Below are 23,795 nucleotides of genomic sequence, written 5' to 3'. Positions count from 1 at the left end.
ACACTGATATTGTAGCGCGCTTACTTTAAGCTGATGTGTATTCCAATTTATTCATCTATAGTAAATACGTTCAGTATCAACCTGTTCTTTAGTGAGTCCAGCATGAGCCTAAAACCATCTATCGCTAATCCCCAGCGTCATCTATCATCCTCTCCTAAAGCACAGCCCTCTCGTGCTCGCGGTGCCAGTCATCCAAAAGTATCAGATGATACCAGCCTAAACTCTAATACCAACAACCATTCCGAAACTGATAGTGAACACTCAAGCTCACTCGTCACGGTATTGATAGCGGTTGGTGCCAATCTTATTATCGCAATTGCAAAATCAGTTGCCGCTTTTATGACAGGCTCCGCCTCGATGATTGCTGAAGCCGCTCATTCGTGGGCAGATGCCGGTAACGGCACATTACTCATTGTGGCAGAAAAAAAGTCTATAAAACCTGCAGATAAGAGCCATCCATTAGGCTATGGCAAAGAATCCTATGTTTGGTCGATGATTGCTGCGTTTGGTGTATTTACCGCAGGTTCAATTGTCTCTATCTATACTGGTATCAAAGAGTGGAATACTACGGAGTCTGAGACCAATTATACGGTCGCTTTTATTGTGCTAGCAGTAGCATTTGTGCTTGAAGGGTTCTCACTGATTCAGGCCTATAGACAAAGTAAAAAACATGGAGAGGCATTAGATATCAGCGCGATTGGCTATGTGGTAGATACCTCTAACCCAACGCTGCGCGGAGTGTTTTTTGAAGATTTGGCAGCTGTTGTTGGCTTGGTGATTGCGGCTGCCGCGATGGGTATGCATGCTTATACAGGAGAGCCTTATTGGGATGCGCTAGGCTCTATCATTGTAGGTTTGCTACTGGGAGTGGTCGCTATCTTTTTGATCAGTCGTAACCGAGACTTTTTGGTAGGACATCGAGTTGCTGAACGCATGCATGAGTACGTCTTGGGCGAACTACTCAATCATCCAGATATCGATAGTGTGTCATATCTACACCTAGAGTGGGTCGGTCCCAAAAAAATGTTTATGGTTGCGGCTGTAGATATCAAAGGTAACCAAAAAGAAGAGCAGATTGCGCAGAAATTCGAAGAAATTGAAAACCTATTTCGAGCCAATCCTATATTTCAGGAAGCTATTTTGACACTATCGGTGCCAAATGCTGAGCTTTTGACTTTATCAGATATTTCATTATAAACTTAATCCACAACAATCAAGTGAAATCATATGAAAGCTTTTTCAAGAAATACCATATTTTCTATGTCATTGAGTGCCGTAGGACTGATACTCATACCTATGCTATCCACACAAGCCGCTGTGCCAACGGACAGTTCTTTAGTACGATTGGCAGAAGTGACTAAGGTTGTAGAGCGAGCGAACGATATTTCTAATAGCAGTGGTATGGCAGAACAGGTGACGCAGTCAATACTATCTTCGATATCTAGTGATAACATAAGCCAAGAAAAACGCCAACGTTTCGATGAGATTGTTAGTAAGTATAGTAAAGAAATGACAAATAGTAGCCAAATAGGAGATATGAACAAGCAGATTATCAACGTCTATATGCAGACAGCGAAACAACACTTTGACCAAAGAGAAGTTGACGCTCAGATAGCCTTCTATAGTAGTGAAATAGGTCAAAGCATCATCGAGAAACAACCTGCTATGCTTAACGATTATATGGAAAAAGTGATGCCTATTGCTATGGAGTCCACTATGAAAAAAGTGAAAAGCACTGTACCGAAAATGGTAGCAGAGATTAAGGCTCTCCAGCTTGAAAAGTAGTTCGAGTCACTATGAGATTAAAAGATTGTACATACAATAAATTAGTCGTTGAAAAATACCAAAAGCACAAAAAAGGCCACCAATATTGGTGGCCTTTCTCAATTTGGAATATCTATCTAAAATCATCAAAAACAATGAAATTGTTATTTCTTTGGCGCGTTGGCACCAATGAACCATGCATCTTTATCAACAATACGACTTGCTTCGGTAAACAAATCAGCAGTATCTTCATCACCTGCATCACCAGCAGTAGCGATTGCTTCTCTTAAGGTCTCTGCTACTTTTTTATAACGACCAGTTAGCTCACGAACGTGTTGATCTACTTCAGTAATATCAGTTGGATAATCATCCAAGATAGACTCTTTTGCCACACGACTAGCTAGACCATTCGGCTGACCACCTAGGATAACAATGCGCTCAGCAATCGTGTCTGACACTTCAAGAATACGATCTGATGTTTCATCTAATAACTGATGCACACCGATAAACCCAGTACCTTGTAGGTTCCAATGGCACTGCTTGCCATCCAGAGTTAAATCAATAACATTTGCTAGGTTTGCGTTTAGCAAATCAATCATTTTCTTTGCAGTCTCGTCCGAAATTCCACTTGCGTAACGTTCTCTCATATTGTACTCCATTATTTGTTTAAAATTATTATATTGAATTAAATATCCAATGTATTTTTATTAGTTCTTGTTTGATGACACTTGATAAATTAATTTCGTTATTTGATCAAGTGCCATCTACTTGCTTGTTAATTCATGATCGATAATAACAGCTTAAACTGATGATGGAACCCCTCAGTGTTAGGCTTTGTTAGGTGGTCGTGTAAAGGGTTTGTTAACCGTGAAAATCTTTGTAAATTTATTAGAGGCTGTGTGCGTTTTTTATAACGATGCAATATTTATCCGCTACTATTGAAGCTATACATATAGCAAATAGCACTTTTATATACTTGCGCTTCATTTAGAAATAATCTTTGTAAGCCCTAGATAAGTGGCGTTATTGTCCTTTAAAATCCGCCGTTTGAACCCCATATTGTTATAAACGTTAATAAGAAGAAATCAATTATGCGAATGCCTGAACCGCGTTCATCGCGTCAGTTAAACCAGTTGGCCACACAGCTCCAAGGTGAAGCTGAAATCACTGGTGTCAATGCGTCAGGGACGCAAATATCGAGTCGTGCTTTTGAGATGGTTACCGATTTTGAGCCGGCAGGCGATCAGCCGCAAGCGATAAAAAAACTGGTCAATGGTATCAACTCTGATATGGATGAGCAGCTATTGTTAGGTGTAACAGGCTCTGGTAAGACTTATACCATGGCAAAGGTTATCTCTGAGACCCAGCGTCCGACCATTATCATGGCGCACAACAAAACACTGGCCGCTCAGCTATATGGTGAGTTTAAATCGTTTTTCCCTAACAATGCTGTCGAGTACTTTGTTAGTTATTACGACTATTATCAGCCAGAAGCCTATGTTGCTGCCAGTGATACTTTTATCGAAAAAGACAGTGCCATCAATGATCATATTGATCAGATGCGTCTGTCTGCTACGCGTGCACTTTTAGAGCGCCGTGATGCCATTATTGTGGCCTCGGTATCTTGTATCTACGGTTTGGGTGACCCAGAGAGCTATCTAAAAATGTTATTGCATGTTGTGGTGGGCGACAACATAGACCGTACGGCGACTATCAAGCGTTTGGTAGAAATGCAGTACACACGTAACGAGTTAGATTTTGGCCGTGGTACGTATCGACTACGTGGTGAGCTGCTTGACATTTATCCTGCTGAGTCTGAGCAGCTAGCCGTACGTGTGCATTTATTTGACAACGAAGTCGAGAAGATTACGTGGTTTGATCCTTTAACAGGGAAAACAGTACGCAGCGTGCCACGTATTACGATTTATCCAAAATCGCACTATGTGACTCCGCGCAATAAACTAGAGGCAGCAAGTCATACCATCCGCGAGGAACTAGAGCCACGGCTAGAATACTTCCGTGATAACAACAAGCTGATTGAAGCACAGCGTCTCAAAGAACGTACTCAGTATGATCTTGAGATGATTCAGCAGCTGGGCTACTGCAATGGTATCGAAAACTACTCACAGCATCTCTCTGGTCGCCCATCAGGAGAGGCGCCTCCGACATTGTTTGATTATATTCCAGAGGATGCGTTATTGTTCCTTGATGAATCACATGTCACGGTCTCTCAGATTGGGGCGATGTATAAAGGCGATAGATCACGTAAAGAAAACTTGGTCAATTATGGTTTTAGATTGCCAAGTGCAATGAATAACCGCCCGATGAAGTTTGAAGAGTGGGAGCGTATCAAGCCTAAGACGATTTACGTCAGTGCGACGCCAGCATTGTATGAGCTTGAACACAGTGAGCAAGTAGTAGAGCAGGTCGTCCGTCCAACTGGTCTGATCGATCCTGAGATTGAAATACGTCCCGTATTGACGCAGGTTGATGATGTGCTATCAGAAATTACCAAACGCCGAGAAAAAGACGAGCGTGTCTTGATTACCACATTGACCAAACGCATGTCAGAGGATTTGACCAGCTATCTTAAAGAGTACGATGTAAAAGTCGCTTATCTACATTCAGATATTGATACGGTCGAACGTATGCAGATCATTCATGAGCTACGCACAGGCGTACATGATGTGTTGGTCGGTATCAACCTATTACGTGAAGGCTTAGATATGCCTGAGGTGTCGCTAGTGGCGATATTTGATGCTGATAAGGAAGGTTTTTTGCGTTCTGAGCGTTCACTTATTCAGACGATTGGTCGTGCCGCACGTCATTTAAATGGTAAAGCCATTCTTTATGCTGATCGTATTACGCCAAGTATGCAAAAAGCGATAGACGAGACGGATCGTCGTCGTGATAAGCAGATTGCCTTTAATGTCGAGCATAACATCACGCCAAAAGGCGCTCGCCGCAGTATTACTGATAAGATTGATACGGGTGAAAGCTTGGATGCCAATGATAATCAGGCTATCCCTGTTAAGAGTAACCTACCAGATGTCGACATCAATATATTACGTAGTCCTGATTTGCTTGCTAAAGAAATAAAACGTCTAGAGAAACAGATGCAGCAAATGTCGCGCGATTTGAAGTTTGAAGAAGCAGCAAAAACACGTGATAAAGTGCTTGAGTTAAAAGCACATTTAATCTGATAGTTTGGTTTGATAAATAAAAAAAGGTGACGTGCTTATTGAGTACCTCACCTTTTTTATGGCTTTTTCAATAGTAGGGCGCTTGTAATACGTTTTAATGCCACTTACCATATGCGCACCATTCTTACTATCCACATCGCATTCCAAAGCTTGTACCAGGCTTTATAGATAAGCTTGTCATCCAAGACTGAATTTTTGGAATGGTCATAAACTAGGCGTATTATTCACTGTGCTTATTAACCATTTGATAGAACTTAACTCCAATGAAAACTCACTGGGTATGTCAGCGGCTGCCAAAAAAGCTGTTATCGACTCTTTAGATATCGGCTTTCGTTATCCAGACGATCAGCGTGCAGCACTGATCACCAAAGTCGCTGAGATAAACGGCGTAGCAGAGAACCAGATCTCACTAGGCAGCGGCTCTAGTGAGAACATCCGTACCGTTGTCCAAATGCTAAAAAATAAGTCCTTAATAGAAGGTAAAAACTTTCAAGTCATCGTGCCGCATCCAACTTTTGCCTATGCTGAGCTATATGCAACGTCCATTGATATACCCGTGGTAAAAGTGCCTTTGGCCCCTGAAAACTACGATTTCGACTTACAAAACATGCAAAAAGTCGCTGACGACTTTGACGGTATTAGCTTATTTTATTTATGCAATCCAAATAACCCAACAGCGACTATTATCAATACTGCAGTATTAAAAAATTGGGTAGGGTCTGCGCCAGCCGATCACTATTTTTTATTAGACGAAGCTTATTCGGAGTATGTGATAGACTCTAGCTTTGAGAGTGGTATTGGCTGGCTCAGCCAGCAGCAATCGGATAATCTGGTTGTTGTGCGTACTTTCTCAAAACTATGTGCGCTCGCTGGCATGCGTATCGGCTATGCAGTGGCTAGCCCGCAAATGATAGCCAAACTAGAGGCGTTTATCTCGATTGATAATACCAACTTGTCAGGCGCTGTAGCTGCGTTAGCGACTCTCGATGATGATGCGTTCTTGTCATTGAGTCTACATACGGCCAACCAATCGCGTAAGTTAGTTGAGCAGACGTTAGATGAGCTGGGCTTATGCTACCTGCCATCGCAAGCCAGCTTTATATTTCATGAGATAAAAGGAGACGTACAAACCTACATCGATAGAATGCGAGATCATGGTATCGCAGTCGGTCGGGAGTTTGCGCCAATCACTGGATTTAATCGGCTAACGCTTGGCAGACCTGATGAGATGGCAGTATTTGTAAAAGTGCTCAAATCATTTCGTGATAAAGGCTGGGTTTAGTTGGATTCGTTAAGGTAGTTTGATAATGCAGTAGGGAAGTTGCCACTGAGCAATTTCATTTTCTGCTTTATATCTATTCATCTATGTTCCGACACCAAAATTGACCGCGGGTTTTTACCAACATCAAACGCAGTTTTACATATTGTACCTTAAATAGCTTTTGTCTATCTTATAGGATGGTTCAGTAATGCATGACCCGATAAGCACATATATAAATGTCGTATAAATAATATACAACTGGGCATGCTCACTTATCTGATAATTATAAAGTTAGGGATGTACTGTACTATGTTTGATATCAAGTCGTTTTTTAAAAGAGAAGTAGAAAAAAAGCTCATCAACGTGGATGATTATATTTTTATGCCTGAGCGGGTAGAGATGGAGCTTGAAGGGGGTCGATTGAACTGTGTACTAAATAGTGACGGCCGCGTAGATATTTTTTATAGCAAAGAAGGGGTGACAGAAGTAGGTTCGGCATCGCGTAAGCACCCATTTACAGCATTTGAGAAAGAGCTGTATCATGGTATCTATGATGATGTAATCGATGATTTAATCAAGGAAGTAGATAAAATTATTGATAGCTCTTCTAAGTACTTTCGTCGTAGCCAAGTGCTTCCTTTTACTGCTGCTATATCACAAAATCCAGTGGACGAAAACAAGTTCTAGGCTGCGTAGTATAGAGCTGAGTAGAAAAAAAGGGGTGCATTACTTATAGTGCACCCCTTTTTTTCTCTATTTTTTAACGCTTATATATTCTACTGAACAAAACTTGCATAGCAGCTCTGCAGTGATTTTGCGACTACTTGCGCTACCAACTGAGTACGATACTGAGAGTCAATAGCGGCATTGCCCAACTCAACAATGGTGACCTGCTGTGGTGCTTGCTCGCTGACACAACCACAAACGTTGGTTTTAACAGATTCTTGCTGTGCTTCTGTCATGGCGACGCTTGCAACACGCCAAGCGGTTTGTTTTTCAATTTGGCTACGGCATTGGTTGTCGATCGCAGCTCTAAAGACATTCATGCCAATCTCGTTTGCGGTGCCGATTGCTGTACCTGTACCGCTATTTGTAGCACCTGTTGTGGTACATCCAGCTAGCGCAAAAGTGGCTAGTATGACTGTTGAAGCCAAAAATTTTTTCATGAATTAATCCTTTAAGGTGTTGGGTAGTCTCTAAAGCTACATATTATCAGTAAAACATCGCAATGACATCATGAACCAATAGCTGGGGTCAGCTTTCAATTAAATCATGCATAAAAAAGCCAGCTAAGAGAATATCTCTCAGCTGGCTTTTTGCAAAATCTGACTAATATTAGACGTTTTTGCCGTGTTCTTTTTGCTGAATGTCTTTTGCTAGCTTGTAGCATTCATTGATATGGTCAGTAGCAATCTTCTTAAAGATAGTATAGCCCATAGTAGCAGCAACCAATTGACCGCCCAATGGGATAAATTTGGTAACCTGTTTTGCAGCGATACGACCACCAAACCCTTGAATTGTCTTTTTAACGATACCACGCGTTGCCATCAGACCAGCAAAATCTACCGTACGGTCTTTAACAGCGCTCCAATGAACTTCACGTGATTCTAAATTAATAGCTGACTGACGGTCTTCAATCAAACCAAAGCGCTCACTGATTTCAGGAATCAATTGCGTCAACATACCAGCATCGACCGCCACATCAAAAAACGGTACAGGAATAACAGCAACACCTGCAGATACTCTGGCGCGCTTTTTTACCATGCCTAGGCATTCTTTTTTGACTTGATCAAGATCCAAGCTAGGATCGATTGTATTCGGTAGTTTTTCAGCAGCTGGGGTGGTTTTCATAAAGTGTCCTTATAAATGGTTAAAATATTGATAATTAAAATTTCAATAAATAGCAAGTCTCTCAGTTGTTTACTATTCTATGTATTTATCAGCGGCATACAATCATTGCTTTGTAGCAAAATGCAGAAAAGTACTGTCACTATGCACCCTTTTTGTAAATACAGGACTGCCTGTGCCTATACATGTCAGTTTTTACATGATGATGAAAATACAAATCAATCACCTATCTAAAGTGTTTGCGAAGCTAATATTTTGATAAGCATATGCAACCATGAATAGTATACAGAGGCATTATAAATTGTCGTTGTGAGCACGCTCTAAAGCCAGTAGAATACGTTCATGCTAAATTTAACCTCCCGTTATACTGGTACTCGCATCGACGAGCTACCCACTGCGTTGCAACCACTTGCCGCCCAATCTTTCACACTTGCCCGACTGTATGCAGGGCGAGGTATCATGGAGCCTGATGAGCTCGAGACAGCTTTGTCTGGTCTGTTGCCAGCTGATATGCTGCACGGTGTTACTGACGCTGTCCATCTATTAGATACTGCTATCGATGAGCGTAAGCGAATCCTCATTGTTGGGGATTTTGACTGCGATGGCGCAACCAGTACCGCACTGATGATGCGTGCGCTGACTGCGATGGATGCGGTTGTTGATTTTTTAGTGCCAGATCGATTTAAGTATGGTTATGGACTCACGCCAGAGATTGTTGAGCTAGGGATTGAGACTTATCGTCCAGATCTGATAGTGACAGTCGATAACGGTATTTCTAGCCATGAAGGCGTGGCGCGCGCCCAAGCTGATGGTATTACGGTGATTATCACTGACCATCATCTCACGACTAAAGAGACACCACCTGCTGAGGCCGTCGTAAACCCTAATCAACTTGCTTGTGACTTTACTAGTAAAGCACTGGTAGGGGTTGGCGTGGCATTTTATGTCCTTGGACGACTGGCAAAGCTGCGCCGCCAAGCGGGCAAGTCTACAGTACAGGTCAGTCAGTATCTGGACTTAGTTGCGCTTGGAACCATTGCAGATGTTGGCGTACTCGATAAGAATAACCGTATCTTGGTACATCATGGATTGTCTGCTATTCGTCAAGGTCGCTGCTGTATGGGTATATTGGCATTACTTGAGCAAGCAGGCCGTGACCCGAAACAGCTTCAGGCACAGGATTTTGGTTTTGTGTTAGGACCACGTATTAATGCTGCTGGACGTATGGATAACATGCGTATTGGGATTGAGTGCTTATTAACCGAAGATTGGAGCACAGCACAGCGTCTGGCGCAAGAGCTTGAACAGCTGAATCGTACACGTCGTCATGTAGAAGGCGAGATGCGGGCACAAGCAGATAGTATTGTGCAGGCATTAACCACTGACAATATTCATGATAGCGGTGTCAATATTGAGACTGATGTTAATACTGATGAGCATATAGGCGATAACCAGAATGAGAGTCATGATGATACAGTCAGGTCAGATGTCACCTCTGATCTGACGAGTAAAACAAGTGCTCGTAGTATCGTTCTGTATCAAGATGACTGGCATCAAGGTGTCATTGGCATTGTCGCTGGTCGATTGAAAGAAAGCCACTATCTACCTAGTATCGTTTTTGCGCCAGCAGATACTGAGCATACGGATGCAGACAGTGCCATCAAAGGCTCGGCACGGTCTATCCCCGGCATCCATATTCGTGATGCGATTGAACAAGTCGCCGAGCGATATCCGGATTTGATCAGCCATTTTGGTGGTCACGCGATGGCAGCAGGCTTGACCCTCAAACGCCGTAACTTTGAAGCATTTGTTACCGCATTCAATGAAGTAATGGCTCAAATGAACGACGACGTGTTTGCAGAGCAAAAATTCACTGATGGGTCTTTGCAGGCGAGTGACTTTAGTCTATGGTTTGCTGAACATCTCGCAGATGCCAGTATTTGGGGTCATGGGTTTGCACCGCCACTGTTTGATGGTGTCTTTGAAGTGCTCAGCTTTAAAATATTAAAAGACAAGCATCTGAAGCTGTCGCTGCGCTATCCAGACGTTCAGTATCCAATTGATGCAATTTGCTTTAATTTTGACAATGATGCTTGGGATTACCGTGCCAAAAAAGTACATTTGCTGTTTCAGTTAGATATTAATGAATGGAATGGCAAGCAAAGCCTACAGCTGATGATAAAAGATCTAGCGGTAGTAGAACAGGGCTAAGACTAAAATAGTGTGAGTGCGATCAAGCTTGAGGGCACTCATACCAGTCGCCATCTTTTGATTTCGGATTAGTATTTCCATTCGAGTGTCGGAAACTGCCAGTCATAGCGGATAGCCAGCATACGTAAAGTAAATATCGTACTCATGGTAGAGATATCAACGATCCAGTCTGTCACGCCTAGGTTTCTGAGCGCAAAGTAGAGAATACCACCAGTTAATGCGGCAGTAATATAAATCTCTTGCTGTAGCACCAGTGGAATCTCGTTGCAGATCATATCGCGGATAATGCCGCCAACAATAATGGTAATCACACCCAATAATAGTGCTACCGGTACATTGGCGCCCATGCTATCAGCGACCTTGATACCTATCAATGTGAATGCAGATAAACCGATGGTATCGGATAGCTTGAGAAACTTGTCGACGCGCCTTGAGTTCGGGTGAAAAAAGATTTGCATCACCAGTGACGAGATAGTAATGAGCGTCAGATAGCTCATATCTACCATCCAAAATAGCGGATGACGGTCCAAAATCACATCACGTACCGTGCCGCCGCCAATAGCGGTGACAATTGAAACCAGCAAACAACCAAAGACGTCAAAGTTTTTGTGCTTCGCCAGAATCGTTCCTGAAACACTACAGGCGACAATGCCGATCATATCAAAAAAATATATCAAAGAGCGCGGATCAAAAGTAGTGATTAGGACGGCAGGATCCAGTGCGATAGCCAACATAAGTCATTCTCACTATTTTCAATGATCGTCATCGGAACTGTCTTAGTCAATAAACTACCATAAGCCTGCCATCGCAAATGCAGTAGCTAGCAACTAAGTAATTAGCAACTAAGCAGCTAATAACTAAGCAACCAAACGAATAGAGGGCAGATGCCAGTCATATCTAAGTGCTAGCATACGCACGGCAAAAATCACAAAGAGCATAATAAACTCATTGATACTAGCACTTACGCCCAAGTACTGTAGACATAAATAAGTCACAGATCCTGCGATACTGGCAGTGATATAAATTTCACGTTGTAGCACTAGGGGTATCTCATTACAGATAATATCACGTAGCATCCCGCCAATAATGGCCGTCCAAACGCCCATCATTATCGCGATAATAGGAGACATGTCTTGTGTCAATGCAACCTTAAAGCCAATAACACTAAACGCCGCCAAACCAATAGCATCAAAAAGCTTCAGTGCATTATCAATCTTATGATAAAGATGGAAAAATATCTGCAGGATAAGAGACGTTACAGTGATCACAATCACATAATTGAGATCAGTCATCCAAAATAGGGGATGACGGTCTAGTGCCATGTCACGTAGGGTTCCACCGCCGATGGCATTGACCATAGAGACCAATATGCAACCAGCAATATCAAAGCCTTTGTGCTGCGCGAGTAGCGTTCCTGCAATCGCACAAGCGATGATACCTACCATATCTAATAAATATAATAGAATATCAGGAAAAATTAAATCATTAACCATGGTTATATTGCCAAATCTTGATCATCAAAAATAATTAAATGTGTTGTTAAAGCGGGTATGACGATGATGACCTAAACTAAAGCTATTTTGCTGTTAGATCATCATTTAGCCATCTTTTGCAAACAGTATCAGTCCGATAATAATCAGCACAATACCGACCAATCCTAAGATTGATGGGAGTGGGTTGCCCAGCAGGATCATACCACCGATCAAAGCAAAGATAATTTCACTTGCCTGAGTCGAGTCGACGCCCGCTACCTCGCTTGAGGTCACCGCTTGCTCACGTGCATATAAGAACAGGCTGGTCGCAGCCACGCCTGATAGTAAAGCAACCAGTAGCGTATTGAATACCTGCGCGCCGCCTGGCAACTCAGGGCGGACTATAATGCCTAACACAAGCCAAAATGGCAAACTCCCTACGGTCATTAACCATACTTTGTTAAAGGCGTTCTGCAGTAAGTCTGTATCGATAACAGGGATGCGTCCGATTAGAGTCTGAAGGGTGGAGCTACCGGTAGTGTCATGCTGAGTACTATGGGTATCAGCGGTATCATGAGCACTGGCTAATAATGCGGTCTCAGCACGCATTGGCTGCGCCTGTTGCTGGCTGTCTTGTTCTTTAATTTTATGCTGCTTGGCATTATAAGAGGCCTGCCAGACCAACTGATTACCAATAGGGTAGCTAAATGCAGCGATTAGCGCCGGTAGTGCACCATATAGCAGCATTTGGGTCAGTGGAATAGCATTGGTATCAGCAGGCGCGTGTAGACCCTCACTGATATTGACCAGCACGACGCCAACGAAGACAATCAGCGCATAGACGATGAATTTTTTGTCAAAGCGCTGCCCAAATGCCAATAAGACGAGCAAGCTGGTGACGACCGTAAACATAAAGGTTGCCGCGACAACCCAGCCGCTAGCATGATCACCTGCATAGCAAATACCGGTATAAAACAAACCAAAACCAATACTGCCAGTGATGCACCAAAAGCCTATATGCTGACAGAAAATCGTCCAAAGCTCTTTGATGCGTCCCATACCGTGCTGAACAGCAATCATTGCCGTCAGTAGCAGCAACATAAATACGTAGCGCAAGCTCGCTGACCAAAACCAATGCCCACCAGCCGCGCTCATCAGCTCATTTAACACAAACGTTGAGCTAAAAAACGCACCTGATAGTAGCCCCAGTAAGATCAGTCTTATCATATTTCCTCCTTGAAAATGCTTGCGGTTTGTATCTGGTTTTAGGCAGACGATATGTCATCTGTGGTTATGCTATTTGCCTTTGGCGTCCGCCCAGATAATCTTGTGTAGTTGCAACTGAAAGCGCACAGGCAGGGCATCTGCCAACATCCACTCAGCAAGCTCCCGTGCCAATACAGGTACTTCAGGGCTAAGCTGCTCATCAATATCATCTGCAACGTTGAACATTGGCGAAAACCAAACGGTTCCGACCAGCTCATCTAGCTTATGCTCTATTAATTTTTCTTTGGCCCAGTCGTAATCTTTACGATTCATGATGACAAATTTGATTTGGTCATGTTCGGTGAGGTAGTCGAGGTTTGACCATAGGTTTTTGTCGACTTCGCCTGAGCTAGGCGTTTTGAGATCCATGACTTTACTAATTGCTGGCGGCACATTCTCTACGGTGAGGGCACCTGCTGTCTCAAGAGATATCTCGTAACCATCGCTCAGCAAGCGTTTCATCAGCTCGATAGCATTCGGCTGCGCTAATGGTTCACCGCCTGTCAGGCAGATGCGCTTACATGGATAGCTTTTGATGGTTTCTACAATCGTCTCTAAAGACTGACGTTCGCCACCAGTAAAAGCATATTCAGTATCACAATAAACGCAGCGCAGCGGACAGCCTGTGAGACGGACAAATATCGTCGGTAAGCCTGATGTTATTGCTTCACCTTGTAAAGAATAAAAAATCTCGGTCAGACGCAGTCCGGCTTCAGGATCAGTAACAGGAATAGCGGCGTTGCGTAATAGTGATTCACTCATAATATGTCAAATACAGTTAAAGGCTGACAAAGCGATTAAGCCGTTGTCAATCGTAGTAAAAAAGGCAGGTTTTGTTATAGATGATTTTGTTTGGACAAAGCCAAAAAATGGATTATAACGCAACAGTATCTATTAAGGTGCAAAAAAGACGCTGAAGTTTGCTTCAGCGTCTTTGATAAAGAAGATTTATTACTGTCTGTACCGTTCGGGTACGAGAATATAAGTATGAAAAATACTAGGCTAAACGTAATAGCTCATTTACTGATGTTTTTGCACGAGTTTGTGCATCGACTTTTTTTACGATGATTGCAGCGTACAAGCTGTGCGTGCCGTCTTCTGAAGGCAAGCTACCCGGTACGACAACAGAACCTGCTGGTACACGGCCACGATGAATCTCACCAGTTTCGCGATCATAGATGCGTGTAGATTGACCGATGTAGACACCCATAGAGATAACAGCGCCTTCTTCGACGATCACGCCTTCAACGATCTCAGAGCGTGCACCGATGAAGCAGTTGTCTTCGATGATAGTAGGGTTGGCTTGTAATGGCTCTAATACGCCGCCGATACCAACGCCACCTGATAGATGGACGTTTTTACCGATTTGGGCACATGAACCAACGGTTGCCCAGGTATCAACCATAGCGCCTTGATCAACATAGGCACCAATGTTGACGTATGATGGCATCAATACTGCACCTGCTGCGATATATGAGCCTTTACGGGCAACTGCTGGCGGTACCACACGTACGCCTGCTTCTTTGAACTGTGCTTCAGTCCAGTCAGCAAACTTAGTTGGTACTTTGTCATAAAACTGCACATGCTCGCCTGCTGCCTGGACATAGTTGTCGTTCATGCGGAATGATAGTAGTACGGCTTTTTTTGCCCATTGGTTGACGACCCATTCGCCATCTTTCTTTTCTGCGACGCGTAGGCTACCGTTATCTAACTGCTCAAGCACTTGACTGATAGCATCACGTACGTCTTGTGGCATAGTGCTTGGGCTATACTCATTGCGATTTTCAAAAGCCTGTTCGATAGTTTGTTGTAACGACATAAAAATTCCTAAGATAAGTGAAAGGGGAGGTAACTCAGTATTATAGTGATATAACGGGTTTGACCCGATCTCAAATAGGCCATACCTCACAATATAATTGATTTTGAGGTGTGGCTTATTTATAGGATTCACTGGGTCAAAAACTTACTTGCCGTATTGTCGCTAATTTGGCAGCGTTTAGCAAATAAGTTCAGTGTCTCGTGATGAAAGTACGGACGATAAAATCCCTGAAACATGCTGTAAAAAAGAATCAGCTACCACTGTTAAGCATCTGGCGTGGTGTTGTCTATCCACGCTAAAATATCTTGATAAACAGTCTGGTGGTCTGTTTCGTGTAGCACTTCATGGCGCATAGTGGGATACAGCTGAATATCAACACGATTGAATTTTTGCTTGTGTAATCGGCCAACAACTTTGCGGATACCGCGTCCCATATTACCAATAGGGTCATCCTCACCGCTAATAAACAGCATTGGAAAATTCTTGGCGATGGTGGTTGCCCAGCCTTTATTTAGTCCTGTATCCATTAGGGTAAATAGGGTCATAAAGCCATTATTAGTAAAGTCAAAACCTGTTTTTGGGTCGGCTTCATAGGCCTCAATGTTAGCCGTGTTTTCACTCAACCACGCAAACTTCGATGATGCAGTACGATCTTTCAGTTGGCTATTGAGTATCTTATTCATGGTATTTGCCAGCACTGTATTGGGCTGTCTTGGTGCTATTTTTGCTAATATCTTATTGATAGGAAGCAAAACTTTGGTCAGTGGGTTGGCGTCTGCCGAGCCCATTAGTATCGCCCCAGTAAAGTTATGTGCGTGATGTTTGAGCACGTTGCGCACGATAAAAGAGCCCATAGAATGACCCATAACAAAATGCGGCACATCGGGATGGCGGGCTTTTAGGTTGTCTGCCATCACAATTACGTCTTTTAATAGCGACTGCACGGGATGCTCTTCACCAAAAAAACCTAAATCCGCGTCGGTTTTGATAGTTTGCCCATGACCCAAGTGATCATAGGTTGCTACCGCAATACCATTGTCCGCCAAAAACTGCGCAAAATCTGCATAACGACCACCATGCTCTGCCATTCCATGCACGATCAGTAACGTTGCGCGAATATCGATGCCTTTGTCACGAGGTTCAAAGAAGTCATGATGTAAATAATGGGTGTTATCGGATGAGAGAATGTGGTGATTATTGGTATCGAGAGGGGTACTCATATAAGGTTCCTTGACAGGTTTTGATTGTCTGTACTTTTTGTTGATATGTTTTGAGAGTGACAATGCATTGGGCAATATCTCACAGAGCAGTATCTTACAAAGCAGGGTCACAAAGAGTTAGATCTTAAAGAGCTATGTTTTAAAGAAAAAATCTTAAAATAATGCTCCAAAATAATGTCTCAAAAATAGCTACTTGAAAACTTGAAAAATAGCATTCTAAAAAATCACTCTATCACGTGGCTTCTATTATGACTCACTATACTAAGTGTTTTGTCATCAGCGTAGGTAAATAATTTTATATTATTTCGAGCAGTATGCTTACAAAATTCATGGTTAGCCGGACAAACGCCATGGACAATTTAACGACAAAGCTAAGTGTGGTCAATATTGTTAAAAGACGTTGAGCTTTTTAAGCCGTTTACGCTCTTACTGTCTGCCCGTAACAGAAGACTCTCAATTATATGTTACTTTTAGAAAATATCTAATAACCATATGCCCTAAAGTCGTCTATTAAGACACCCCTTAAACACACCGTCAGCCTTGATAAGTTGCCTATGAAACCTTCACCGATAAAGAAACTCTTATTAGCAGGGGCGGGTCACGCTCATATTGGTATGCTGCGCCAAATTAGTGACGCATCTCTAGACACGAGCGATATTGATATTTGTTTGGTTAGTGAGCAGACGCAGACCATATACTCTGGGATGCTACCTGGTTGGATGGCAGGACATTACCAACTTGATGACATCAGTATCGATACAAAATCACTGTGCGCGCGTGCGGGTGTACGATTTATTCAGCAGGCAATTACTCAGGTCCATGCCGCATCAAATACTGTAGTGACTGATGGTAATGATATGTCGACTGGTGACGAGACGTTAGCTGATGATAAGGCGTTAGCGCTCGACTATGATGTGCTGTCACTCAACACGGGTGCAGATACGGATATCAGGTGGTTAGAGTCGTCAGCAGGCGTGATTGCTATTCGTCCATTGTCAGCATTCATCACACACTGGCAGCAGATATTGGCGGATGCTCAGCAGTCTGATAACTATCAACTGGCTATCGTTGGCGCAGGGGCTGCCGCGACCGAGTTGGTTATGGCCGCTCAAGTCGCGCTACAGCATATCAACAATAACCATCAAGTGACCTTGGTGTGCGGTAAGCAGCTGCTGTCAGGGTTCAATACACGGTTTCAAGAGCGCGTTATTAAGCAGCTGCAGCGCCACGGTATTAAGATAGTCCGTGAGCGAGCGATTGACTATCGTAATGGTTGCCTATCGACGACACATGACTCGTTGCCGATGAATGCTGTGATCGCTGCAACTGGCGTAGTGGGTGCTGCATGGACGACTAACACGGATCTTCAGACAGTAGATAGAGGCTTTGTCGCAGTTAATAATCTGCAACAAAGCATCTCTCATCCCAATGTGTTTGCAGTTGGTGATGTCGCCACGCGCGTAGATAAAGAGGTGACGCATTCAGGTGTTCATGCGGTACATGGCGGGGCGGTAGAAGCTGATAATTTATTTGCATATCTAAAAGGCGAGTCTATGCAAGAGTATCAACCAAAAGCACGCACGTTGTATCTATTGTCTTGCGGTGACAAATACGCCATTGCCAGTTGGGGAGACTGGAGCTTACAAGGTCGCGGGCTATGGTATCTCAAACGGTATATTGATAAGCGCTTTGTAAAATCCTATTCGTAGTCATGCTCATTTGGAATAAAAGATAATATCCATAATATTGGTTGTCAATATTGATTCACAATGAGGTATGATTGGTTAGGTAAACCGTAAAGTAACGGGGAAGTATACAAGGTGCTATTTTTTAAATAGTAAGCGAAAGCAGTAACTTGTATTTGTCTAAAGCTTTTTTGACTTTGCGCTATTATTTTTTAGTTGTGTGACTAACAGGGTTTTATACCATTATGAAATCGACTATCGAATTACTTGAGCATACTGACTTTCCAGCTATCAAACGCCGTGAACTGACAATACTACAAGTCAACATGGGCTATTTATGCAATATGTCCTGCGTGCACTGCCATGTGGCAGCCAGCCCTTATCGTACAGAAATGATGTCGCGTGAGTTGGTTGAGTTGATACCCAAGGTGCTACAAGCACAAAATATAGATACGCTTGATTTGACGGGCGGTGCGCCTGAGATGCATGAAGATTTTAAGTATCTGGTAAAAGCAGCTCGTGCATTGGGTGTTAAAGTGATAGATCGCTGTAATCTGACTATTCTCATGGAGGATGGCTATGAGGATATGGCGCAGTTCTTAGCAGACAATCAAGTGGAGGTAGTCGCATCTCTGCCGTGCTACTCCCTAGAAAACGTAGATAAGCAGCGCGGTAAGGGTGCGTTTGACGACAGTATATTGGGGCTACAAAAGCTCAACCAGTTAGGCTACGGTAAGTCCGATTCAAACCTAACGTTGAATCTGGTCTATAATCCGCAAGGTGCTACGCTGCCGCCCAATCAGCAACAGCTTGAAGCGGATTATAAGCGTGAGCTAAAAGAGCACTTCGATATCGAGTTCAATCATCTGTTTGCATTGACCAATATGCCTATCCAGCGCTTTGGTGCAGTACTACTGGCCAAAAATGAATTTCATCCCTATATGGACTTGCTCAAAGAAAACTACGTGGCAGACAACTTAGCCGAGGTGATGTGTCGCTCGACCATCAGTGTCAACTGGCTTGGTGAATTGTTTGACTGTGATTTCAATCAACAACTAGAGATTCCTGTACCCAATAAATCGCGTCGGCACCTACGTGATCTATTGACTCAAGACCCCTCTGGAGATGCCATTGCCATTGCTGATCATTGCTACGGCTGTACAGCAGGACAGGGCAGTAGTTGCGGCGGTGCGCTAGAGGAAGAGATTACAGATCAAACGATAGTAGATACCGCTGTTTAGTATTCTATACCCATAATAGATGACAACTGGTCAGAAGTGATTAGCAAAGATAAGCACCTATCTGTAATAAGCACTTATGTACCGTAAATATCTACGTGCAGTAAGATCTTATTGGCAGTCAATACTGTCTGTCGTTTATATACACAATTGTAAAAAGCACATCGAAAGAATTATACAAAGAATATCATCGACTCAAATGGAGTTAGCTTTATGTCAAGATTAAATTTTTCAGCGAAAACGGTAATCGTGCAACCAGTCCTTGCGGTCGCGATCTTATCATCAAGTGCAGCCGCTTATGCTGACTTTAACCATCAAAGCTGGGACAGTTTATTAAACAAACATGTGACCATGACCAATGGTGGCAAAGCCTCTGTGGTCAATTATGCTGGTATGAAGGCGGATAAGAGTAAGCTGACAAGTTACCTTGAGGCGACGAGTAAAGTGTCTCAAGCAGAGTTTAATCGATGGAGCAAAAACGAGCAGTTGGCATTTTTGATCAATGTCTATAATGCTGGTACGGTCGACTTGGTATTGACGAAATATCCGAATATTAAATCCATCAAAGATATCGGTGGTCTGTTTGGTTCGCCGTGGAAACAGGATTTTATTCCGCTATTAGGTAAGACACGCTCGCTTGATGATATCGAGCACAATCTCATTCGTGGCTCCAAGCGTTACAACGATCCGCGTATTCATTTTGCGGTCAACTGTGCCAGCATTGGCTGTCCTGCACTGCAAGATGATGCTTTTACTGGTAAACGTCTAAACAGTCAATTAGAGCAGGCAACTTCTAAGTTTTTGGCAGACAGTAGCCGTAACCGCCTAAAGGGAAGTACGCTAAGCGTGTCGCCGATTTTTAAATGGTATAAAGAAGACTTTGCTACCAATTGGCGTGGCACCAATGATCTAGAAGGGTTTTTGGGTCGTTATGGCTCATCTCTAGGGCTGAACAAAGCGCAAACAGCAGATCTAAAGCAGGGCAAGATAAAAATCAGCTACACTGATTATGATTGGAATCTGAACAAAAAATAAGACGAGGCTCCAATTGATATTGGTTAGCAGTTGCCTACTATGACGGTACATACATTGAACCTCTCTATCATTGTTCCATTGTTAAATGAAGCGGATAACTTGCCGCAGCTTATTGGTCATATCAGTAGACTTAGGCCGGTTCCGCAGCAAGTTATCCTAGTCGATGGTGGCTCAAATGATGGTTCAGTCTCTATCGCTAGAGAGTTGCTAAAAGATGTGTCAAGTAGGACGCACTCATTGACTGACTGGCTTGTTATTGAGTCTATCGCTGGACGCGCGCGGCAAATGAATGCTGGTGCTGGGCAAGCGACGGGTGAGGTATTGCTGTTTTTGCATGCAGATACTCAGCTACCGACTGACGCGATAGATAAGGTAGAGATAGCAATGCGTCAGCATAAATGGGGGCGTTTTGATGTGCGCTTGGACAGCACTCATCCGCTTCTTAAAGTCGTTGGTGCAATGATTAATAAGCGCTCACGTTTGGTCAGTGTTGCAACAGGTGATCAAGCCATCTTTGTCAAAAGATCCGTGTTTGAACAATTCGGAGGTTACGTTGATCAGCCGTTAATGGAAGATATTGAGCTATGTAAGCGCCTAAAAAATATCAGTAGACCTGCTTGCCTAAAGAGTAAAGTGACGACATCAGCGCGGCGCTGGCAGCAACATGGAAATGTTCGTACGGTTGTTTTGATGTGGCATTTGCGTTTTGATTACTGGCGCGGCGTATCGCCTGATGTTTTGAAACAGCGCTATTACAAGCAGCACAGATAATATGGCGATAAGCATTCAACATCGAGGTTGCGATAAGTATTTAAATCGAAAGAAAACAACTTAATTTATCGATATTGTAGACAAGAAAAGAAAGGGACTTTTACTGATGCACTCAAGCCCTCGCACTGTTCACACCGCGAGAACTGACTCGCAAGCACGCCAGCAAAAAATAGGCATTATTCTATTTGCTAAATATCCTGCACCAAATATGGCAAAGACTCGTCTACAGCCTGCATTAGGTGTTGATGGCGCTGCACATATGGCAAAAAATCTGCTACTACATAGTATAGAGCAAGCGGTTGCTACCGACTTTGCGGTCGAGTTATGCGTGAGTCCCGCGCCAGACAACCCTTGCTGGCAAGCGTTTGACTTACCCGAGTCAATGCAATGGTCTGCTCAGGCAGAGGGCGATTTGGGCATGCGTATGTTGACAGCCAGTCAGAACGTATTAGAAAAATATAAAAAAGTTGTCTTAATTGGGACAGACTGTCCTAGTCTCACGGCAGAGCGTATACAGACTGCCGTACAGCAGCTGGAGAAATATGACACGGTGATGATTCCTGCAACCGATGGAGGTTATGTGTTGCTTGGGTTCAAGCAGATTGATAGCAGCCTTTTTTCAGACATCAGCTGGAGTACGGCGAGCGTCGCTGACGTCACCAAGCAACGTATCGCAGCATTAGGGTGGACACTGGCGCTATTGCCAGCGTTGCATGATATCGATGAGCCTGAAGACTTACAGAATTTACCGTCAGGTTGGTGCAATACGCTCAACAAAATCTAAAAATAAAATATGATTTTCTACCGTTATTCACTTAACTTTTAATTGGATCTTACTACTAATAAGGATATTGTCATGCATGATGTCGTGCAAAATTACTATGGAAAAGAGCTGCAAGGTACCGATGATCTAAAAACCTCAGCATGTTGTGATATTAGCAATATGCCTGTGTGGTTAAAGCCATTGCTCGCAAACATCCATGATGAAGTATTGAATCGTTATTACGGCTGCGGTCTGGTATGTCCTGCATTGCTCGAGGGCTGCCGAATTTTGGATTTAGGCAGTGGTTCAGGTCGCGATGTCTATGCACTCGCGCAACTGGTTGGTGAGAGCGGTCATGTGGTCGGTGTAGACATGACTGACGAGCAATTAGCCGTTGCAAAGGAACATCAAGCCTATCATGTTGAGCAGTTTGGCTATGACAATGTGACGTTTTTGCATGGTTATATCGAAAAACTAGATGAATTGGATCTTGCTGATGGTAGCTTTGATATTATCGTCTCAAACTGTGTTATCAATTTATCACCAGATAAGGCTGCCGTGATGGCGAGCGTGCAGAGACTGCTCAAGCCTGGCGGCGAATTTTATTTTTCTGACGTCTATGCTGATCGCCGTATCCCGCAGCATCTAATCGATGACCCTGTCTTATATGGAGAGTGTTTAAGTGGCGCTTTATACTGGAAAGATTTTGTTCGTTTATCAAGAGGCGCAGGGTTTTTAGACCCACGTCTGGTCGAAGATCGCCCGCTTGAGATTACAGATCCAGTACTGGCTGCCAAAATCGGTGATATACAGTTTTTCTCAGCCACTTATCGCCTGTTTAAGATTGCCGCGCTAGAAGATGCCTGTGAAGATCATGGACAAGCGGTGATATACAAAGGATCTATCGAGCAATCCCCGCATCGGTTTGATCTAGACAAGCATCATGCGATTGAGGCTGGTCGGGTATTTCCTGTCTGCGGCAATACCTTTCGGATGCTACAAGAATCTCGCTTTGCACCGCATTTTGAATTTATTGGTGATGACAGTCGCCACTATGGTATTTTTGCAGGGTGCGGTGAACTGATGCCATTTGATCAGGCTATGATGCCATCGTCTGGTATGGGCGGCTGTTGTTAAGAGTAAAGGCGTGTATTTAGTATAAATTTCAGACCTATATGCTAAATCAAAAGAAAGGCTATTATTTGAGATAATAGCCTTTCTTTTGATTGGAAGTAGTCAGTTCACAATGGAGGATACGCTTTAAGACTACGCTAGTAACGCTGCCAATCTGATTTTGGTATGTTCATCCATCATATCTATAGGGGTGACCAATGCTTGTGCAAGGGCACTATGAGCGATGGATTCAGGCATTTCAGCAGCAATCAAAGCAACGGCTTTTTGGATCACCTGTTGAGCATTTTCAGCATTTTTCATCAGATTTTTTATCGCATAGTCTGCACTGACAGCTTCTTCGGTCGGGTGCCAACAATCAAAATCGGTTACTAACGCCAATGTTGCATAAGCCATGCTGGCTTCACGTGCCAATTTGGCTTCGGGCATGTTGGTCATGCCAATGATATCTGCTTGCATTTGACGATACCATTCTGACTCCGCACGAGTTGAGAACTGAGGTCCTTCAATACAGATATAAGTTGCCTGCGAGTGACAGTCACCCTCAATAATATCTGCTTGGTGATAGGCACGTGTCAATATATCCGATAAAGCAGGGCAGAGTGGATCTGCCATCGATACATGAGCAACTGCGCCTTCGCCAAAGAACGTACTTACTCGCTGCTTGGTCATATCAATCATTTGATCGGGCACGACCATATCTAGCGGTTTGAGTGTTTCTCGTAGAGAGCCAACGGCTGATACCGAGACGATATAGCGTACGCCCAGTGTCTTTAGGGCATAAACATTGGCGCGATACGGGACTTCAGATGGGGTTAATCTATGACCTTGACCATGCCTTGTCAAAAAAGCAACCGTCACACCTTCTAGCTCACCCAAAACAATATCATCAGATGGACTGCCATAAGGCGTCTGTATCGTAATGCTGCGTTTATTGGTCAATGCTTGGATCTGATAAAGACCACTACCGCCAATGATAGCGATATCAGCAGACAAAGGTTCTGATGCTTCTATTGTAGATATTGTCATAAAGGTTATCCAAGTTGGGTTATAAAAAGCAATGATGTTGTTTTAGCTGATAAAGCATATATCTTAGACGCTGCATCAA

At 43.4% G+C, this 23,795-nt stretch carries 22 protein-coding genes; 12 read left to right on the top strand and 10 right to left on the bottom strand.

What is annotated here, in order from left to right:
- Positions 1-102 precede the first annotated feature (102 nt).
- The gene (locus AC5JPT_RS05130) at positions 103-1,197 is read left to right on the top strand and encodes a cation diffusion facilitator family transporter (protein WP_493857348.1); all 1,095 of its coding nucleotides are present in this window, start codon (positions 103-105) and stop codon (positions 1,195-1,197) included.
- A gap of 30 nt (positions 1,198-1,227) precedes the next feature.
- Entirely contained in the window at positions 1,228-1,785 is a 558-nt protein-coding gene (locus AC5JPT_RS05125; RefSeq protein WP_493857347.1) for a DUF2059 domain-containing protein, read from the top strand.
- Positions 1,786-1,928: 143 nt separating this feature from the next.
- Here the strand turns inward: AC5JPT_RS05125 and dps are convergent, their stop codons facing one another.
- Positions 1,929-2,411, bottom strand: a complete 483-nt coding sequence (gene dps / locus AC5JPT_RS05120) for a DNA starvation/stationary phase protection protein Dps (protein ID WP_319050592.1) — start codon at positions 2,409-2,411, stop codon at positions 1,929-1,931.
- A 444-nt stretch (positions 2,412-2,855) separates the two neighbouring features.
- Between dps and uvrB the strand changes: the two genes are divergently transcribed.
- The 3 genes from uvrB (at position 2,856) to AC5JPT_RS05105 (ending at position 6,915) form a co-directional block, all read left to right on the top strand.
- Positions 2,856-4,967 (top strand): excinuclease ABC subunit UvrB, encoded by a 2,112-nt coding sequence (gene uvrB / locus AC5JPT_RS05115; protein WP_319050591.1) that lies wholly within the window; start codon positions 2,856-2,858, stop codon positions 4,965-4,967.
- Positions 4,968-5,196: 229 nt separating this feature from the next.
- Complete coding sequence (locus AC5JPT_RS05110) at positions 5,197-6,249, top strand: pyridoxal phosphate-dependent aminotransferase (protein ID WP_493857346.1); 1,053 nt, start codon at positions 5,197-5,199, stop codon at positions 6,247-6,249.
- Between the two features lie 288 nt (positions 6,250-6,537).
- Entirely contained in the window at positions 6,538-6,915 is a 378-nt protein-coding gene (locus AC5JPT_RS05105) for a hypothetical protein (RefSeq protein ID WP_319050589.1), read from the top strand.
- An 89-nt stretch (positions 6,916-7,004) separates the two neighbouring features.
- On the opposite strand, the gene AC5JPT_RS05100 is transcribed toward AC5JPT_RS05105, so the two are convergent.
- Both AC5JPT_RS05100 and AC5JPT_RS05095 read right to left on the bottom strand, forming a co-directional pair.
- Positions 7,005-7,394: a hypothetical protein gene (locus AC5JPT_RS05100; protein WP_493857345.1), complete on the bottom strand. Its 390-nt coding sequence runs from the start codon at positions 7,392-7,394 to the stop codon at positions 7,005-7,007.
- 169 nt (positions 7,395-7,563) lie between these two features.
- Positions 7,564-8,079, bottom strand: a complete 516-nt coding sequence (locus AC5JPT_RS05095) for a hypothetical protein (protein ID WP_319050587.1) — start codon at positions 8,077-8,079, stop codon at positions 7,564-7,566.
- 339 nt (positions 8,080-8,418) lie between these two features.
- On the opposite strand from AC5JPT_RS05095, the gene recJ reads away from it, so the two are divergent.
- The gene (recJ, locus tag AC5JPT_RS05090; RefSeq protein ID WP_493857344.1) at positions 8,419-10,287 is read left to right on the top strand and encodes a single-stranded-DNA-specific exonuclease RecJ; all 1,869 of its coding nucleotides are present in this window, start codon (positions 8,419-8,421) and stop codon (positions 10,285-10,287) included.
- Between the two features lie 68 nt (positions 10,288-10,355).
- Here the strand turns inward: recJ and AC5JPT_RS05085 are convergent, their stop codons facing one another.
- From AC5JPT_RS05085 to AC5JPT_RS05060, 6 genes are all read right to left on the bottom strand, one after another.
- Positions 10,356-11,021 (bottom strand): trimeric intracellular cation channel family protein, encoded by a 666-nt coding sequence (locus tag AC5JPT_RS05085; protein WP_319050585.1) that lies wholly within the window; start codon positions 11,019-11,021, stop codon positions 10,356-10,358.
- A 123-nt stretch (positions 11,022-11,144) separates the two neighbouring features.
- Positions 11,145-11,780, bottom strand: coding sequence for a trimeric intracellular cation channel family protein (locus AC5JPT_RS05080; protein ID WP_319050584.1), 636 nt, complete (start codon positions 11,778-11,780; stop codon positions 11,145-11,147).
- 105 nt (positions 11,781-11,885) lie between these two features.
- Positions 11,886-12,986: a multidrug resistance efflux transporter family protein gene (locus AC5JPT_RS05075; protein ID WP_493857343.1), complete on the bottom strand. Its 1,101-nt coding sequence runs from the start codon at positions 12,984-12,986 to the stop codon at positions 11,886-11,888.
- A 69-nt stretch (positions 12,987-13,055) separates the two neighbouring features.
- Entirely contained in the window at positions 13,056-13,787 is a 732-nt protein-coding gene (gene queE / locus AC5JPT_RS05070) for a 7-carboxy-7-deazaguanine synthase QueE (RefSeq protein ID WP_493857342.1), read from the bottom strand.
- 235 nt (positions 13,788-14,022) lie between these two features.
- A complete protein-coding gene (gene dapD, locus AC5JPT_RS05065; protein ID WP_319050581.1) occupies positions 14,023-14,844 on the bottom strand; it encodes a 2,3,4,5-tetrahydropyridine-2,6-dicarboxylate N-succinyltransferase in 822 nt (273 codons plus the stop codon).
- Positions 14,845-15,107: 263 nt separating this feature from the next.
- On the bottom strand, positions 15,108-16,064 hold the full coding sequence (locus tag AC5JPT_RS05060) for an alpha/beta fold hydrolase (RefSeq protein WP_493857341.1): 957 nt from the start codon (positions 16,062-16,064) through the stop codon (positions 15,108-15,110).
- Between the two features lie 554 nt (positions 16,065-16,618).
- Here AC5JPT_RS05060 and AC5JPT_RS05055 point away from each other — a divergent pair.
- The 6 genes from AC5JPT_RS05055 (at position 16,619) to AC5JPT_RS05030 (ending at position 22,693) form a co-directional block, all read left to right on the top strand.
- Positions 16,619-17,773: an FAD-dependent oxidoreductase gene (locus AC5JPT_RS05055; RefSeq protein ID WP_493857340.1), complete on the top strand. Its 1,155-nt coding sequence runs from the start codon at positions 16,619-16,621 to the stop codon at positions 17,771-17,773.
- Between the two features lie 221 nt (positions 17,774-17,994).
- The gene (gene arsS / locus AC5JPT_RS05050) at positions 17,995-18,990 is read left to right on the top strand and encodes an arsenosugar biosynthesis radical SAM (seleno)protein ArsS (RefSeq protein WP_493857339.1); all 996 of its coding nucleotides are present in this window, start codon (positions 17,995-17,997) and stop codon (positions 18,988-18,990) included.
- A 210-nt stretch (positions 18,991-19,200) separates the two neighbouring features.
- On the top strand, positions 19,201-20,022 hold the full coding sequence (locus AC5JPT_RS05045; RefSeq protein WP_493857338.1) for a DUF547 domain-containing protein: 822 nt from the start codon (positions 19,201-19,203) through the stop codon (positions 20,020-20,022).
- Between the two features lie 39 nt (positions 20,023-20,061).
- Entirely contained in the window at positions 20,062-20,793 is a 732-nt protein-coding gene (locus tag AC5JPT_RS05040; RefSeq protein ID WP_493857337.1) for a TIGR04283 family arsenosugar biosynthesis glycosyltransferase, read from the top strand.
- A gap of 106 nt (positions 20,794-20,899) precedes the next feature.
- Entirely contained in the window at positions 20,900-21,577 is a 678-nt protein-coding gene (locus AC5JPT_RS05035; RefSeq protein ID WP_493857336.1) for a TIGR04282 family arsenosugar biosynthesis glycosyltransferase, read from the top strand.
- Positions 21,578-21,649: 72 nt separating this feature from the next.
- Positions 21,650-22,693 carry a methyltransferase domain-containing protein gene (locus AC5JPT_RS05030; RefSeq protein ID WP_493857335.1) on the top strand — a complete coding sequence of 348 codons (1,044 nt, stop codon included), beginning with the start codon at positions 21,650-21,652 and terminating at the stop codon, positions 22,691-22,693.
- A gap of 129 nt (positions 22,694-22,822) precedes the next feature.
- On the opposite strand, the gene mtnP is transcribed toward AC5JPT_RS05030, so the two are convergent.
- A complete protein-coding gene (gene mtnP / locus AC5JPT_RS05025; RefSeq protein WP_493857334.1) occupies positions 22,823-23,716 on the bottom strand; it encodes an S-methyl-5'-thioadenosine phosphorylase in 894 nt (297 codons plus the stop codon).
- Between the last annotated feature and the right edge of the window lie 79 nt (positions 23,717-23,795).

This window comes from Psychrobacter sp. H26 (genome assembly GCF_059073035.1).
The sequence above is the reverse complement of the archived record's forward strand: the minus strand, read 5'-3'. Positions and strand labels throughout refer to the sequence as shown.

What these genes read in the sequence shown, in the direction of transcription:
- AC5JPT_RS05130 (WP_493857348.1), top strand. Translation starts at nt 103, where the DNA reads ATGAGCCTAAAACCATCTATCGCTAATCCCCAGCGTCATCTATCATCC.
- AC5JPT_RS05125 (WP_493857347.1), top strand. Translation starts at nt 1,228, where the DNA reads ATGAAAGCTTTTTCAAGAAATACCATATTTTCTATGTCATTGAGTGCC.
- dps (WP_319050592.1), bottom strand. Translation starts at nt 2,411, where the DNA reads ATGAGAGAACGTTACGCAAGTGGAATTTCGGACGAGACTGCAAAGAAA.
- uvrB (WP_319050591.1), top strand. Translation starts at nt 2,856, where the DNA reads ATGCGAATGCCTGAACCGCGTTCATCGCGTCAGTTAAACCAGTTGGCC.
- AC5JPT_RS05105 (WP_319050589.1), top strand. Translation starts at nt 6,538, where the DNA reads ATGTTTGATATCAAGTCGTTTTTTAAAAGAGAAGTAGAAAAAAAGCTC.
- AC5JPT_RS05100 (WP_493857345.1), bottom strand. Translation starts at nt 7,394, where the DNA reads ATGAAAAAATTTTTGGCTTCAACAGTCATACTAGCCACTTTTGCGCTA.
- AC5JPT_RS05095 (WP_319050587.1), bottom strand. Translation starts at nt 8,079, where the DNA reads ATGAAAACCACCCCAGCTGCTGAAAAACTACCGAATACAATCGATCCT.
- recJ (WP_493857344.1), top strand. Translation starts at nt 8,419, where the DNA reads ATGCTAAATTTAACCTCCCGTTATACTGGTACTCGCATCGACGAGCTA.
- AC5JPT_RS05085 (WP_319050585.1), bottom strand. Translation starts at nt 11,021, where the DNA reads ATGTTGGCTATCGCACTGGATCCTGCCGTCCTAATCACTACTTTTGAT.
- AC5JPT_RS05080 (WP_319050584.1), bottom strand. Translation starts at nt 11,780, where the DNA reads ATGGTTAATGATTTAATTTTTCCTGATATTCTATTATATTTATTAGAT.
- AC5JPT_RS05075 (WP_493857343.1), bottom strand. Translation starts at nt 12,986, where the DNA reads ATGATAAGACTGATCTTACTGGGGCTACTATCAGGTGCGTTTTTTAGC.
- queE (WP_493857342.1), bottom strand. Translation starts at nt 13,787, where the DNA reads ATGAGTGAATCACTATTACGCAACGCCGCTATTCCTGTTACTGATCCT.
- dapD (WP_319050581.1), bottom strand. Translation starts at nt 14,844, where the DNA reads ATGTCGTTACAACAAACTATCGAACAGGCTTTTGAAAATCGCAATGAG.
- AC5JPT_RS05060 (WP_493857341.1), bottom strand. Translation starts at nt 16,064, where the DNA reads ATGAGTACCCCTCTCGATACCAATAATCACCACATTCTCTCATCCGAT.
- AC5JPT_RS05055 (WP_493857340.1), top strand. Translation starts at nt 16,619, where the DNA reads ATGAAACCTTCACCGATAAAGAAACTCTTATTAGCAGGGGCGGGTCAC.
- arsS (WP_493857339.1), top strand. Translation starts at nt 17,995, where the DNA reads ATGAAATCGACTATCGAATTACTTGAGCATACTGACTTTCCAGCTATC.
- AC5JPT_RS05045 (WP_493857338.1), top strand. Translation starts at nt 19,201, where the DNA reads ATGTCAAGATTAAATTTTTCAGCGAAAACGGTAATCGTGCAACCAGTC.
- AC5JPT_RS05040 (WP_493857337.1), top strand. Translation starts at nt 20,062, where the DNA reads ATGACGGTACATACATTGAACCTCTCTATCATTGTTCCATTGTTAAAT.
- AC5JPT_RS05035 (WP_493857336.1), top strand. Translation starts at nt 20,900, where the DNA reads ATGCACTCAAGCCCTCGCACTGTTCACACCGCGAGAACTGACTCGCAA.
- AC5JPT_RS05030 (WP_493857335.1), top strand. Translation starts at nt 21,650, where the DNA reads ATGCATGATGTCGTGCAAAATTACTATGGAAAAGAGCTGCAAGGTACC.
- mtnP (WP_493857334.1), bottom strand. Translation starts at nt 23,716, where the DNA reads ATGACAATATCTACAATAGAAGCATCAGAACCTTTGTCTGCTGATATC.